This window comes from Terrabacter sp. Soil811, from assembly GCF_001429655.1.
Lineage (GTDB): Bacteria > Actinomycetota > Actinomycetes > Actinomycetales > Dermatophilaceae > Terrabacter.
This window is the reverse complement of the sequence record NZ_LMSX01000008.1, coordinates 521,460-534,280: the sequence shown is the minus strand read 5'-3', so window position 1 is coordinate 534,280 and position 12,821 is coordinate 521,460. Positions and strand designations below refer to the sequence as shown.

General features: G+C 70.9%; 12 protein-coding genes. 4 read left to right on the top strand and 8 right to left on the bottom strand.

Annotation, left to right across the window (positions count from 1 at the left end; translation table 11 throughout):
* Positions 1-17: 17 nt before the first annotated feature.
* Genes ASH01_RS12885 through dnaE form a run of 3 tightly spaced genes read right to left on the bottom strand, consistent with a single transcriptional unit; the run spans position 18 to position 5,690 of the window.
* Positions 18-980, bottom strand: a complete 963-nt coding sequence (locus tag ASH01_RS12885; RefSeq protein WP_235509610.1) for a pseudouridine synthase — start codon at positions 978-980, stop codon at positions 18-20.
* A 1-nt stretch (position 981) separates the two neighbouring features.
* The gene (locus tag ASH01_RS12880) at positions 982-2,097 is read right to left on the bottom strand and encodes a winged helix DNA-binding domain-containing protein (protein ID WP_235508786.1); all 1,116 of its coding nucleotides are present in this window, start codon (positions 2,095-2,097) and stop codon (positions 982-984) included.
* Positions 2,097-5,690, bottom strand: coding sequence for a DNA polymerase III subunit alpha (gene dnaE / locus ASH01_RS12875; RefSeq protein ID WP_056776276.1), 3,594 nt, complete (start codon positions 5,688-5,690; stop codon positions 2,097-2,099). The genes ASH01_RS12880 and dnaE overlap by 1 nt, the downstream gene beginning before the upstream one ends.
* A 139-nt stretch (positions 5,691-5,829) precedes the next feature.
* Between dnaE and ASH01_RS12870 the strand changes: the two genes are divergently transcribed.
* The 3 genes from ASH01_RS12870 (at position 5,830) to ASH01_RS12860 (ending at position 8,059) form a co-directional block, all read left to right on the top strand.
* Positions 5,830-6,393: an RNA polymerase sigma factor gene (locus ASH01_RS12870; RefSeq protein ID WP_056776273.1), complete on the top strand. Its 564-nt coding sequence runs from the start codon at positions 5,830-5,832 to the stop codon at positions 6,391-6,393.
* The gene (locus tag ASH01_RS12865) at positions 6,386-7,216 is read left to right on the top strand and encodes a hypothetical protein (RefSeq protein WP_056776270.1); all 831 of its coding nucleotides are present in this window, start codon (positions 6,386-6,388) and stop codon (positions 7,214-7,216) included. The genes ASH01_RS12870 and ASH01_RS12865 overlap by 8 nt, the downstream gene beginning before the upstream one ends.
* 78 nt (positions 7,217-7,294) lie before the next feature.
* Positions 7,295-8,059, top strand: coding sequence for a hypothetical protein (locus ASH01_RS12860; protein WP_056776268.1), 765 nt, complete (start codon positions 7,295-7,297; stop codon positions 8,057-8,059).
* A gap of 3 nt (positions 8,060-8,062) precedes the next feature.
* On the opposite strand, the gene ASH01_RS12855 is transcribed toward ASH01_RS12860, so the two are convergent.
* The 3 genes from ASH01_RS12855 to ASH01_RS12845 all read right to left on the bottom strand — a co-directional run bounded on the left by ASH01_RS12855 (position 8,063) and on the right by ASH01_RS12845 (position 10,231).
* Positions 8,063-8,995 carry an RluA family pseudouridine synthase gene (locus ASH01_RS12855; RefSeq protein WP_056776265.1) on the bottom strand — a complete coding sequence of 311 codons (933 nt, stop codon included), beginning with the start codon at positions 8,993-8,995 and terminating at the stop codon, positions 8,063-8,065.
* A complete protein-coding gene (gene lspA, locus ASH01_RS12850) occupies positions 8,988-9,677 on the bottom strand; it encodes a signal peptidase II (protein ID WP_235509609.1) in 690 nt (229 codons plus the stop codon). Before lspA ends, ASH01_RS12855 begins: the two co-directional genes overlap by 8 nt.
* 71 nt (positions 9,678-9,748) lie before the next feature.
* Positions 9,749-10,231 carry a TraR/DksA family transcriptional regulator gene (locus ASH01_RS12845; RefSeq protein ID WP_056776261.1) on the bottom strand — a complete coding sequence of 161 codons (483 nt, stop codon included), beginning with the start codon at positions 10,229-10,231 and terminating at the stop codon, positions 9,749-9,751.
* A gap of 31 nt (positions 10,232-10,262) precedes the next feature.
* Between ASH01_RS12845 and ASH01_RS23250 the strand changes: the two genes are divergently transcribed.
* Positions 10,263-10,955, top strand: a complete 693-nt coding sequence (locus ASH01_RS23250; RefSeq protein WP_162263875.1) for a hypothetical protein — start codon at positions 10,263-10,265, stop codon at positions 10,953-10,955.
* A 130-nt stretch (positions 10,956-11,085) separates the two neighbouring features.
* On the opposite strand, the gene ASH01_RS12835 is transcribed toward ASH01_RS23250, so the two are convergent.
* Both ASH01_RS12835 and ASH01_RS12830 read right to left on the bottom strand, forming a co-directional pair.
* Positions 11,086-12,318: a DivIVA domain-containing protein gene (locus ASH01_RS12835; RefSeq protein WP_056776258.1), complete on the bottom strand. Its 1,233-nt coding sequence runs from the start codon at positions 12,316-12,318 to the stop codon at positions 11,086-11,088.
* Positions 12,319-12,451: 133 nt separating this feature from the next.
* The gene (locus ASH01_RS12830) at positions 12,452-12,736 is read right to left on the bottom strand and encodes a YggT family protein (RefSeq protein WP_020144665.1); all 285 of its coding nucleotides are present in this window, start codon (positions 12,734-12,736) and stop codon (positions 12,452-12,454) included.
* Positions 12,737-12,821: the final 85 nt, after the last annotated feature.

The following is a 12,821-nucleotide window of genomic DNA, read 5'->3' as shown; positions in this document are numbered from 1 at the left end:
CCGGCCCGTCGCGGGGCTCAGCAGGCGGGCCACGAGCCGGGCCAGCGGGCCAGCCGGCGCCGCGTGACGAACCGGCGGGGTGTGCCGTCGACGGGGTCGTCGAAGGCCAGCACGGCGGCGAGCAGCTGCAGCGGGGAGCTGAAGTCGCCCACCGGCACGTCTCCCTCGACGGGGTAGAGCGGATCGTCGACGATGGGGACGCCGAGGCCCTGGAGCTGGCAGCGCAGCTGGTGCGTGCGCCCGGTGCGGGGCGTCAGGCGGTAGAGCCCGAGGTCCTCCCCCGCCCGCCCGGCACCGGACGCCGTGTCGACCAGCTCGACGAGCGTCTCGGCGTTGGGCTCGGCGCCCTCGACCTCGTGGGCCTGATGCGTGCCGTGCTCCTTGACCAGGCGCGTGCGCCGGACGAGGGGCAGGACGAGCCCCTCACGGACGGGTGCGACCGCGAGGTACTCCTTGTGCGCGAGCGACTCGGCGAAGACGCGTTGGTACGCGCCGCGCCACCGCTGTTCCGTCGTGAACATCAGGACACCTGCCGTCGGCCGGTCGAGGCGGTGGGCCGGGGCGAGCCGGTGCTCGCCGGTCAGGACGCGGGCCCGGGCCAGGGCGCTCTGCACGACGTGCCGGCCGCGGGGCATCGTCGCCATGTCGTGCGGCTTGTCGACGACGACGATGCGCTCGTCGCGGTGCAGCACGACGAGCTCCTCCGGATGCACCACCTCGACCGGTAGGTCGCGGTGCGCCCAGACGGCCGACTGCGGCACGAACGGGGCGTCCGCGGGCACCGGCGCTCCCGAGGCGTCGACGAACTCCCCCGCCCCGAGCATCCGGTCGACCTCGTCGGCCGTGAGTCCCGGTGCAAGCCGCTCGACGAGGTGGTCGCGCAGCGACCCCCAAGGCCCCGACTGCGGCATCCGGAAGCGCTGGGCGTCGACGCCGTGACGCGGCGGCAGCGGGGAGGGTGGAACCGGCCCCCGCGCCACGTCAGGCGGTCCTGTCGGCCGGCCCGACGCGTACGACCTCGGCCTCGGTGCCGAGGAACGTGCCGTAGGCGGCGGCCGCTGCGTCGACCTCGCGCCACCGGCGGGCCGACAGGTCGGCGAACGGGGAGACCTCGACGAGCACGTGCTCGCGCTTCTGGACGCGCCGCCAGGTGCCGGCGACCTCGCCGTCGACGACGAGCGTCGGCTTGAAGACCATGTTGCGGCCGGGCACGACCTTGACGAAGTGCTCGGGCGGCAGGGTCACGTCGCGCGACTTGTAGCCCAGGAGGAACTCGTCCCACTGGGGCAGCAGGTGCACGCCGCCAGGACCCTCGGGGACCGGGCGCGCGTCCACGTGGGTGAGCCACCTCTGCCCGTCGAGCACCTCGCTCACGATGCGGTCACCGACCAACGCGAGCGCCTCGCGCGTGAGACCGAGCGGCTTGAGCAGCCAGCCGGCGAGGTCCTTCTCGGTGACGGGACCGTGGCTGCGGACGTAGCGCTCGGCCACCGTCGCGAGCCCTTCCTCGCGGGACGGCTTGCGGGAGTAAGGAACCCACGAGTCGATGAGGACAAAGCTCGGCTGCTTGCCGATGACCGGCCCCTGGCAGATGAGTCCGCTCATGCAGTGGTGCCCGATGAGGTGGTAGTTGCGCTGGTCGGTGGGGTCGATGCCGTGATCGACGAGGAGGGCGGCGACGTCGGGACGGCTCATGGGCTCACGGAGGTGCTGCTCGAAGAGTCGTCCGGACAGCTCGACATCGGCCTCGGTGATGCCGAGCTGGGCGAAGCGCGTGGCGAGCGTCGTGCTGCGGGGCGCCGCGAGCAGCTCGCACATCCACCGGGCGTCCTCGGCCGGGACCCAGTGGATCGTGCCGCGCATCGGCCACGTGCGCACGACCTCACGGTCGACGACAGCCTGCTCGACCTGCTCGAGCGTCAGTCCCGAGCGCACCCCGAGGGACCACACACCGCTGCCGTAGTCCTGGGCCTGCAGGGCGCCGAGCTCCCGGGCGACGGCGAGCGCCGACACCGGACCGTCGCTACCGAGCGGGGGCGACAGGAGGAGCGCGGCCATCCGCGCCCGACGCAGCCGCCGGCGGTCCGCCTCGCGCATCAGCTGAGGCAGGCCGGACCGAGCAGGGCCTTGAGGTCGCCGAAGAGCGCCGAGGTGGCGTTGACCCGGAGCGAGTCGTCGAGCGACATGAGCACCGAGCGCCCGGGCTGGGTCAGCTTGACCTGGACCTCGGTCGCGCCGGGGTGCTCCCCCAGGACGCGTTTGAGGCTCTCGGCCACGGCGGGGGTGGCCCGACCGAGTGGGAGGGTCAGGACGACCGGCCCGCGCGGTCCCTCCTTGATGTCGGGGATCGTCAGCTCCTGGGCGAAAATCGAGATCGAGTCGTCGCGGGCACTGATGCGGCCCTTGACCGCGCAGACGGTGTCCTGGGCGAGCATCGTCGAGTACGTCATGTAGGCCGAGGGGAAGAAGAGGCACTCGATGGCGCCGTCGAGGTCCTCGACGGTCGCGATGGCCCAGAGGTCGCCCTTCTTCGTGCGCTTGAGCTGGAGGCTCGTGATGAGCCCGGCGACGGTGACGGGCGTGCCGTCGGCCTTGGGGTCGTCGCCCATGAGCGAGGCGATCGAGGTGTCGGCATGCGTGGCGAGGATGTGCTCGATGCCGAAGAGCGGGTGGTCGCTGACGTAGAGGCCGAGCATCTCGCGCTCGAAGGAGAGCAGGCTGGCCTTGTCCCACTCGAGCGTCGGCACGGGCGGCAGGCCGTCGAAGGCCCCCGGGCCGTCGGAGGCGCCGGCGTCGTCGTCGTCGCCGAAGCTGCCGAAGAGGCTGTCCTGGCCGATGGCCTCCTGCTTCTTGACCTCGACGAGCGCGTCGATGTAGCGCTCGTGGACCTCGACCATGCCGCGCCGGCTCTCGCCGAGCGAGTCGAACGCGCCACCCTTGATGAGGGACTCGATGGTGCGCTTGTTGCAGACGACGGCCGGCACCTTCGAGAGGAAGTCCTTGAACGAGGCGAAGGACCCCTTCTCCTCGCGGGCCTTGATGATCGCCTGGACGACAGGCAGGCCGACGTTGCGGATCGCGGCGAGACCGAAGCGGATGTCGGTGCCGACGGCCGCGAAGTTGGCGATCGACTCGTTGACGTCGGGCGGCAGCACCTTGATGCCCATGTGCCGGCACTCGTTGAGGTAGAGCGCCGACTTGTCCTTGTCGTCGCGCACGCTCGTCAGCAGGGCCGCCATGTACTCGGCGGGGTAGTTGGCCTTGAGGTAGCCCGTCCAGTACGACACGAGGCCGTATGCCGCCGTGTGCGCCTTGTTGAACGCGTAGTCCGAGAAGGGGACGAGGACGCCCCACAGCGCCGCGATGGAGGCCTCGTTGAAGCCCTGCGACTTCATGCCCTCCGAGAAGGGGACGTACTCGGCGTCGAGGACCTCCTTCTTCTTCTTGCCCATCGCGCGACGGAGCAGGTCGGCGTTGCCGAGCGTGTAGCCGGCGAGCTTCTGGGCGATCTCCATGACCTGCTCCTGGTAGATGACCAGGCCGTAGGTCATCCCGAGGATCGGGTCGAGGGCGTCGATCATCTCCTGCTGGAGCTTGCCCTTGAGCTGGGGGTCGAGCGGGACGACCTCCTGCTTGCCGTTCTTGCGCAGCGCGAAGTTCGTGTGGGCGTTGACACCCATCGGCCCCGGTCGGTAGAGCGCGAGGGCCGCCGAGATGTCCTCGAAGTTGTCGGGCTGCATGAGGCGCAGCAGCGAGCGCATGCCGCCGCCGTCGAGCTGGAAGACGCCGAGGGTGTCGCCGCGACCGAGCAGGTCGTAGGTGGCGCGGTCGTCGAGGGTCTTGGACAGCTCGTCGAGGTCGATGTCCTCGTCGCGGTTGAGCTTGATGTTCTCGATGGCGTCGTCGAGGATCGTCAGGTTGCGCAGGCCGAGGAAGTCCATCTTGACCAGGCCCAGCGACTCGCAGCTGGGGTAGTCGAACTGCGTGATGATCTGGCCGTCCTGCAGGCGGCGCATGATCGGGATGACGTCGACGAGCGGCTCGCTCGACATGATGACGCCGGCCGCGTGGACGCCCCACTGGCGCTTCAGGCCCTCGAGGCCGAGCGCCGTGGCGACGACCTCCTGCGCCTGGGGGTCCTCGTCGTGGACGACGCGGAAGTCGCCGGCCTCGTTGTAGCGCTTGGAGTCGGGCTTGAAGACGTCGGCGAGCGGCATGCCCTTGCCCATGACGTCGGGTGGCATCGCCTTGGTGAGCTTCTCGCCCATCGCGAACGGGTGACCGAGGACGCGGCTCGCGTCCTTGAGGGCCTGCTTGGCCTTGATCGTGCCGTAGGTGACGATCTGCGCGACACGCTCCTCGCCGTACTTCTCGGTGACGTAGCGGATGACCTCACCACGCCGGCGCTCGTCGAAGTCGACGTCGAAGTCGGGCATCGACATGCGCTCGGGGTTGAGGAACCGCTCGAAGATGAGGCCGTGCGGGATCGGGTCGAGGTCGGTGATGCCCATGGCGTAGGCGCACATCGAGCCGGCACCCGAGCCTCGGCCGGGACCGACGCGGATGCCGTTGCGCTTGGCCCAGTTGATGAAGTCGGCGACGACGAGGAAGTAGCCCGGGTAGCCCTTGGAGACGATGACGTCCTCCTCGAAGGCCGCCTGCTTGCGGGCGTAGTCGGGCACTCCCTCGGGGAAGCGGCGCGACAGGCCGGTCTCGACCTCCTTGATGAACCACGACGTCTCGTCCTCGCCCTCGGGCACCGGGAAGCGCGGCATGAAGCGCCCCTCCCCCTCGGTGAAGGAGACCTCGCAACGCTCGGCGATGAGCAGCGTGTTGTCGCACGCCTCGGGCAGCTCGCGCCACAGGTGGCGCATCTCCTGCGCGGACTTGAGGTAGAAGTCGTCGGCGTCGAACTTGAACCGGTTGGGGTCCATCAAGGTCGAGCCCGACTGGACGCAGAGCAGGGCGGCGTGGGCCTTGGCGTCCTCGGCGCGGGTGTAGTGCAGGTCGTTGGTGGCCAGGAGCGGCAGCTTGAGGTCGCGCGCGAGCCGGATGAGGTCCTTCTGGGTGCGGCGCTCGATGTCGAGGCCGTGGTCCATCAGCTCGACGTAGACGTTCTCGTTGCCGAAGATGTCACGCAGCTCGCCGGCGACCTCGCGCGCCTCGTCGTACATCCCGAACCGCAGCTTCGTCTGGATCTCGCTCGACGGGCAGCCTGTCGTGACGATGAGGCCCTTGCCGTAGGTCGAGAGGAGGTCGCGGTCGATGCGCGGCCACTTGGTGTAGACCTGGTCGAGGCTCGCGATGGAGCTCATCCGGAAGAGGTTGTGCATGCCCTGGTTGTTCTCGGCGAGCATCGTCATGTGGGTGTAGGCGCCGCTGCCCGAGATGTCGTCGCGACCGCCGTCGCCCCAGCTGACCTTGGTGCGGTCGGTGCGGTGCGTGCCCGGCGTGATGTAGGCCTCGACGCCGATGATCGGCTTGACGCCGGTGCCCTGCGCCTTCTTCCAGAACTCGTAGGCGCCGAAGACGTAGCCGTGGTCGGTCGTCGCGAGGGCCGGCATGCCCATCCGCGCCGCCTCGCTGAAGAGGTCGCCGATACGCGCCGCCCCGTCGAGCATGGAGTACTCCGTGTGCACGTGGAGGTGCACGAAGTTCTGGTCGTTGCGCGGGGCGGCTTCGGTCGACATCGTGGACGAGTCTAAGCCTCCGCGAGGACACTCCTCGGCGTGTCGGTTGGGGTGTCGCGCGGTCCGCGCGAACCGATCCGGCGCGAGCGGTGTTGAGGGGGCGTCGGGACGGCACCATGGTGCCGAGGCACGGTCGTCGGTGGGGACGGAGGCAGCGATCGACACGTCGGATGAGGCAGCGGTACTGGCTCGCGTACGCGCCGGGGACGCATCGGCGTACGCGGTGCTCGTCACGCTGCACGCCCCGATCGCCAAACGGCTCGCGGTGCTCTCCGGCGCCGGGAGCGAGGCCGACGACGTCGTGCAGGAGGCGTTCGTGAAGGCATACCAGGCCCTGCCGCGGTTCCACGAGGGCGCGGGTTTCCGTCCGTGGCTGCTGCGGATCGTCGTCAACGAGACGCGCAACCTCCAGCGCGGCCGGTCACGGCGCGCCCTGCGCGAGCTCCGTGTGGCCGCGGAGAGGACGGCGACGGACCCCGTCCCGGACCCGGCCGACGCAGCGGTCTCACGCGACCAGGGAGCCGGGCTCGTCGAGGCGGTGGAGGGTCTGCCCGACGACCTGCGCGAGGTGGTGACGTGCCGCTACCTGCTCGAGCTCTCGGAGGCGGAGACCGCCGGGACGCTCGACATCCCGCCGGGAACGGTCAAGTCCCGGCTCCACCGCGCCCTGCGCTCGCTCCGGGAGGTGATGGCCGATGCCTGACCACCTCGACCTCGAGGCCGAGCTCGTCGCCCTCGGCCGCACGCTCGTGACCGAGCCGCCCAGGCCGGACCTCGCGACGCTCGTGCTCTCCCGCCTGGCCGCCGTGCAGCGGGCCGCGCCGGCGCCCGAGCCGCCATCCGTGCGGCCGCCCGAGGCGGTGGCGACGATCCCCAGCGCCGCACGTGCCACGCGCGTCATGAGGCGCCGGCTCGGCTGGGCGACGGCCGCCGTCGTCGTGCTCGTGCTCGCTCTCGTCCCGCCGGTCCGTGCGGCGGTCCTCGAGCTGCTCCGCATCGGCGGCATCGTGGTGCGGGAGGTGCCCGCACCGCCCGCGACTCCCACGACGACATCGCCGGCGTCCAGAGCGGTGGGTAGCAGCGCCGGAGGGGCCACGGCGACGCCCGTGACGCTGAGGCAGGCGGAGCAGGTCATCGGCGCGGACATCGGGACGCCCACGGCGCTCGGCCCACCGACGTCCGTCACGGTCACGCACGACGGTCGCGTCGCCGAGCTGGTGTGGGGGTCGGGCGCCGACACGACCCGTCTCGACGTCTTCGTCGGGTCGTTGTCGTGGGGCTACCTCAAGACGGTGTGGGACGCGGTCACCCCGACCCGGGTGGCCGACCACGACGCGGTGTGGATCGGGTCGCCGCACCGCGTCGAGTGGGTGGACCGGACCGGGGACACCCACTCCGAGCCGCCGCGCCTCGCCGGGCCGACTCTCGTCTGGGTCGTCCCGTCCTCGGCGGGTGAGGTGACCTACCGCCTCGAGGGTGCGAACAGCCTCGAGGAAGCGCTGCGCGTGGCCCGGTCGGCCGGCTGAGGGCGAACCTCCGCGCCCGCAGCGGTGTTGAGGTGGCGTCGGCCCCTCGCGGGGGCCCACTCGCCCCAGGAGAACACCATGCGCAGACTCCCCCTGCTCGTCGCCGCCGTCGCGGCGGCGCTGCTCGTCGTGGCCGCGCCGCCGGCCTCCGCCGGCGGCCCGACGTCCGTGCTCGCCGTCGACTACGACGGGTCCCGGGCCGCGGGCGCCCTCACCGGGAGCCAGGCCTACGCGAACCTCGAGAAGGCCCTCGACGTCTACAACACCCCCACCGGTGACGCGATGCCCGCGGTGTCGTTCATGGACTCGCGGGTCCGGCTGACGTGGCTGATCCACGACGTCACGCCGTGGCGCGTCGACGCCGTCATCATCGACGGCGACGACGTCTGGGTCGAGACGTCGATGAACCTCGCCGACGGCAAGGACCTCTTCCAGGCGCCCGCCGTGCTGCACCGGCCCAAGGACACCGCCCTGCTCCTCGCGACGCTGACCTCCCTCGGCGTCTACGGCGACGCGAGGCCGTCCCCGACCTCGACGTCCTCGCCCACGGCACGGCCGGTGGCTGCCGCCCGGGTGGCAGCCGTGTTGCCCACCACGGTCGCGGGGGCGGCTCCCGGTGCGGTGCCCTGGTGGGCGACGACCGCCGCCGCGGTGTTGGCGCTCGGGCTCGGGGTCGCTCTCGGACGGTGGCGGTCCCGGGCAGACTCCGGCACCGTGGCCGCCACGAACCCGCGCCAGCCCGACCCGGAGCGCGCCGCCCCGGTCGGGTTCAGCACGGACACGACGCCGCCACACGGCATACGGAACGGCCCGCACGGACCTTCACCCTCACCTCGAGGGTGAAGGTCACAAGGTCGCGATGATGTCGAGCGCGCGCTGGAGGTCCTCCGGGTAGTCACTCTCGAAGTGGACGTACTCCCCCGTGCCCGGGTGCTCGAAGCCGAGACCCTTTGCATGCAGCCACTGTCGCTCGAGCTTGAGGCGAGCTGCGAGCTTCGGGTCGGCGCCGTAGGTCGGGTCACCGCAGCACGGGTGGTGCAGCGCTGCGAAGTGCACGCGGATCTGGTGGGTGCGGCCCGTCTCGAGGTGGATGTCGAGCAGGCTGGCGTAGCGGAACGCCTCGATGACCTCGTAGTGCGTCACCGACGGCTTGCCGCTCTTCATCACGGCGAACTTGTAGTCGTGCCCGGGGTGGCGTCCGATCGGCGCGTCGATGGTCCCTACGACCGGGTCCGGCAGGCCCTGGACGAGGGCGTGGTACGTCTTGTCGACCGTCCGGCTGCGGAAGGCCTGCTTGAGCCGGGAGTAGGCGTACTCGCTCTTGGCGACGACCATGAGACCGGACGTGCCGACGTCGAGTCGGCTGACGACGCCCTGGCGCTCGGGGGCCCCCGAGGTCGAGATCCGGTAGCCCGCCGCGGCGAGCCCCGACACGACGTCCGGTCCGCTCCAGCCGACGCTGGGGTGCGCGGCGACACCCACCGGCTTGTCGACGACGACGATGTCGTCGTCGTCGTGGACGATCGACATGCCTGGCACCGGCTGGGCGATGACCTGCAGGCTCGGGCTGTCCTCGGCGCGCGGCAACGAGACCTCGAGCATCGAGCCGGCGGAGAGCCGCTCGGACTTCGCGACCGCCTTGCCGTCGATGACGACGTGGCCGTCGGCGGCGAGGTCGGCGGCCTTGGTGCGCGAGACCCCGAAGAGGCGGGCCACGCCGGCGTCGACGCGTTCGCCCTCGAGGCCGTCCGGCACGAGCACGGTGCGCACGTCAGGCATGGTCGCCCCCCTGACGCCGCGCCTCGTGCGTCTCGGGAGCGTCCGGCGTCCCGTGGGTCTGCTGCGTCATGTCGGTCTCGCCGTTCGTGGTCGTCTCGCCGGTGGTCCGGACAGTGGTCTGGTCGGTCGTGGCGTCGGGAGCGGTCGCGGCCCGGCCGTGGTCGCGCCGGCCGTCGACGCCGATCCCGAGCAGAGCCAGGATGACGACGAGACACGCTGCGGAGACGATCCAGATGTCGGCGACGTTGCCGATGAACCAGCGGTTGTAGTCGATGAAGTCCACGACGTGCCCCTGGCCGCCGCCGGGTGGACGGACGAACCGGTCGGTGAGGTTGCCGATCGCGGCTCCGAGCAGCAGGCCGAGCGCGATGGCCCAGGCCCGCGACCCGAGCTGGCGGGCGACGACGACGATCGCGACGAGCACCGCGAGGGCGATGCCGGTCATGACCCACGTGTTGCCCGCCCCGAGCGACAGGGCCGCGCCCGGGTTGCCGATGAGCTTGAGCCGGATGAAGTCTCCGACGAACGGGCGTGACTCGCCGTCGCCGAGCACGTCGAGGGCGACCATCTTCGTCAGCTGGTCGCTGACGAAGGCGAGAACGGCGACGACGCCGAGGACGACGAACAGTCGCCTGCGCCGGTCTGGCGTCGGGCGGCTCTCGTCGGCGGGCGTCGAACTCACGGTCTCGGTCGAGGTAGTGGTGGACACGCCGTCGACCCCCGCGCGGGGGGTCGACGTGGCGTGCGTGGGCGTCAGTGGCGGTCTTGCTTCTCCTGGCATGTCATGCACAGGGTCGCACGAGGACGGGCCTGAAGTCGAAGCTTGCCGATCGGGTTGCCGCAGTTCTCGCAGATGCCGTAGGTGCCGGCCTCGAGCTGCTCGAGCGCGTGCTCGGCCTGGCGCAGGCTCGCGCGAGCGTTGGCCGCGACGGAGATCTCGTGCTCGCGCTCGGCCGTCTTGGCGCCGGCGTCCGCCTGGTCGTCGCCCGAGCCGTCGCCCGAGGCGCGCAGCAGGTCGTCGAGCTCGTCCTCCGCGAGCTTGAGCTCGACGCGGTGCTGCTCGATCTCCTCGAGCAGGACCCCACGCACCTCGCTGATCTCGTCCTCGCTCCAGGGGCTCTCGTCGTCCTTGACCCGCAGCTGTTCAGCGAGCTTGCGGGCGCTGGTGCGGTTCGTCGTGGTGCCCGCGGCCTTCTTCGTGGTCGAGCGGGGTCCTGCCGTGGAGCTCGTGGTCACTGATGCCTTCTTGGTTCGTGTCGCAGGGGCCTTGGCAGCGGACTTCGCGCTCGCGGCTCCTGCTCGGGTGGACGTCGTGGCGGGCGGCTTCGTCGCCGCCGTGGACCGGGTGGTCCTTCCAGCCGCCGGAGCGGACTTCTTGACGGGCGCGGCCTTCGTCGCGGTCTTCTTCGCCGGCGCGGCCTTCGTCGTGACCCGCTTCTCGGCGGCGGCCTTGGTCGCCGTCTTCTTCACGGGCACAGCCTGGGTCGCCGTCTTCTTCACGGGCACAGCCTTGGTCGCCGTCTTCTGCGCCGGCGCAGCCTTGGTCGCGGCCTTCTTCGCCGGCGCAGCCTTCGTCGCGGCCTTCTTCGCCGGCGCAGCCTTCGTCGCGGCCTTCTTGACCGGCGCGGCCTTCGTCGCGGCCTTCTTGACCGGCGCGGCCTTGGTCGCCGTCGTCCTCACGGGGACGGCCTTGGTCGCCGTCTTCTTGGCCGGCGTGGCTCTCGTCGCGGCCTTCTTGGCCGTTGAAGCCGTGGTCGCGGTCTTCGTCGCCGTCTTCGTGGCGGTCCTGCTCGCGGTCGCAGGCTTCGTCGCAGTCTTCGCCGCAGGCGCTGCCTTCCTGGCTGCGCCCGTCGTCCTGCTCGCGGTGGCCCGCTTGGCCGCGGTCGTCGCCGCTGCCGTCTTCTTCGCCGCCATCAGACCCTCCGTCGCTCAAGCCGTCGACGCTGACAAGTGGGGCTGACAATAAGCCCCGCACGGGTCGTGCACAAACGCGAAACGCTTATGCGGGCGAAGTGTTCGCCCTTCGGATACACCTCAGGCCGCCCGGGACGATGCCCGGACGGCCTGCGTGCGTCTGTTCGAGGTGGGACTCAGCCCTGGTTGCCGTCTCCGGCTCCGGCGTGGGCCGGCTCCTGGGCGCTCGAGTCGAGGTCGTGCAGCTGACCCTCGATGTAGGACTTGAGGTTGCTGCGGTAGTTCTTCTCGAAGCCACGCAGCTCGGCGATCTTGCGGTCGAGCAGGCCCTTCTGCTTGTCGAGCTCCTCGAGGAGGGCCGCCTTCTTCTGCTGCGCCTCGGCGACCATGCCCGTGGCCCGCTCGCGAGCCTCGGTGAGCATCTCGTCACGCTTGGACGTCGCCTCGGCGATCATCTGGTCGCGCTGCGAGGTCGCCTCGGAGATCATCTGCTCACGCTGGGCCGCGGCTGCGGCCGAGATCTGCTCGGCCTGCTGGGTGGCCTCGTCGTGACGGCTCTGACCGGTGTTGATGAGATCGTCGTGCCGGGCCTGGGCCGCGGCGAGCAGCTCGCGGTGGCGGTTCTCGGCCTCGGAGATGAGCTCGTCGCGACGGGTCTCACCGGCGGCCACGTGCTCGTCGTGCAGGCGCTGGGCGAGGGCGATGACACCCGCGGCGTCGACGTTGCCCGTCGCGGCGGCTGCGGCCGGCGCGGCAGCAGCGGCTGCGGCGGGAGCGGGAGCCGGCGCCGGAGCTTTGGCGGCCTCCTCGCGCAGTCGTGCAGCGGTGGCCGCGGCAGCCTCCGCGTCGGCCTGGGCCTTGGCGGCCCGCTCCTCGGCGGCGCGGGCGTTCTCCTGCGCCTTGGTGAGCTTGCCCTCGGCGTCGGCGACCTGGGAGTTGATGCCGTTGAGCTTGGCCTGGGCGTCGTTGAGCGCCTGCGAGTCGACGGCGGACTTGGCGGCCGCCTCGGCGCGCTCGGCCTCGGCCTTGGCGCGGTCGATGCGCTCCTTGGCGACCCGCTCGGCGTTCTCGGCGTCGGCCTTGGCCTTGGCCGCGCGGTCGGTGGCGGCCTTGAAGGCGCGCTCCGCGTCCTGGATCTTCGCGGTGAGGCCGCCGAGCTTGGCGTCGTCACCGGGCCGGCCCACGGCCGGCATGGCCGCGGTCGCACCGTCGGCACGGACGGCCGACTGGTTCTTGCTCGCGCGGCAGTCGTTGAGCTGCTTCAGGTAGTCGTCACGCTGCTCGATGAGCGAACGCATCTCCGCCACGATCTCGTCCAGGAAGTCGTCAACGTCCCGCTCCTCGTAGCCACGACGGAACTGCGTGGTCTGGAAGTGCTTGTTGAGCACCTGTTCAGGCGTAAGCGCCATGTGTCACCTCGATACAGACGTAATGGTTCGGGTCAACGGTATCTAACGTTCCGGTCACGAACCAAAGCCATGCTCACCGATCGGCGTGTGGACACCCGCGGCCCGAGGTGCGGGACGGGTGACCGCCGGTCGGTCAGAAGAAGCTCGGCACGTTGAGAGCGAGAGAGGTCAGCAACATCAGGACGAGGAAGCTGAGGTCGAGTCGGACGCCACCGAGGCTCGGTGACGGGATGACCTTGCGCAGGGCGCGCAGGGGCGGGTCGGTCACGGTGTAGACGGCCTCGGCGAGGACCAGGACGACCCCGGTGGGTCGCCAGGACCGGGCCAGCACCTGCACCCAGTCGATGACGAAGCGGCCGATGAGGGCGATGAAGAAGGTGAAGACCACCACCCCGTAGATCGTCCAGAACGCGTCCATGTCGGTCAGTGTCCCTGATGTCGGGGCAAGAGTGTGAACCGGGGCCCAGGTCGATGGTCCTGTGACCCCGGTTCGCGCTCACGGC

What these genes read in the sequence shown, in the direction of transcription:
- ASH01_RS12880 (WP_235508786.1), bottom strand. Translation starts at nt 2,097, where the DNA reads ATGCGCGAGGCGGACCGCCGGCGGCTGCGTCGGGCGCGGATGGCCGCG.
- dnaE (WP_056776276.1), bottom strand. Translation starts at nt 5,690, where the DNA reads ATGTCGACCGAAGCCGCCCCGCGCAACGACCAGAACTTCGTGCACCTC.
- ASH01_RS12865 (WP_056776270.1), top strand. Translation starts at nt 6,386, where the DNA reads ATGCCTGACCACCTCGACCTCGAGGCCGAGCTCGTCGCCCTCGGCCGC.
- ASH01_RS12860 (WP_056776268.1), top strand. Translation starts at nt 7,295, where the DNA reads ATGCGCAGACTCCCCCTGCTCGTCGCCGCCGTCGCGGCGGCGCTGCTC.
- ASH01_RS12855 (WP_056776265.1), bottom strand. Translation starts at nt 8,995, where the DNA reads ATGCCTGACGTGCGCACCGTGCTCGTGCCGGACGGCCTCGAGGGCGAA.
- ASH01_RS12835 (WP_056776258.1), bottom strand. Translation starts at nt 12,318, where the DNA reads ATGGCGCTTACGCCTGAACAGGTGCTCAACAAGCACTTCCAGACCACG.
- ASH01_RS12830 (WP_020144665.1), bottom strand. Translation starts at nt 12,736, where the DNA reads ATGGACGCGTTCTGGACGATCTACGGGGTGGTGGTCTTCACCTTCTTC.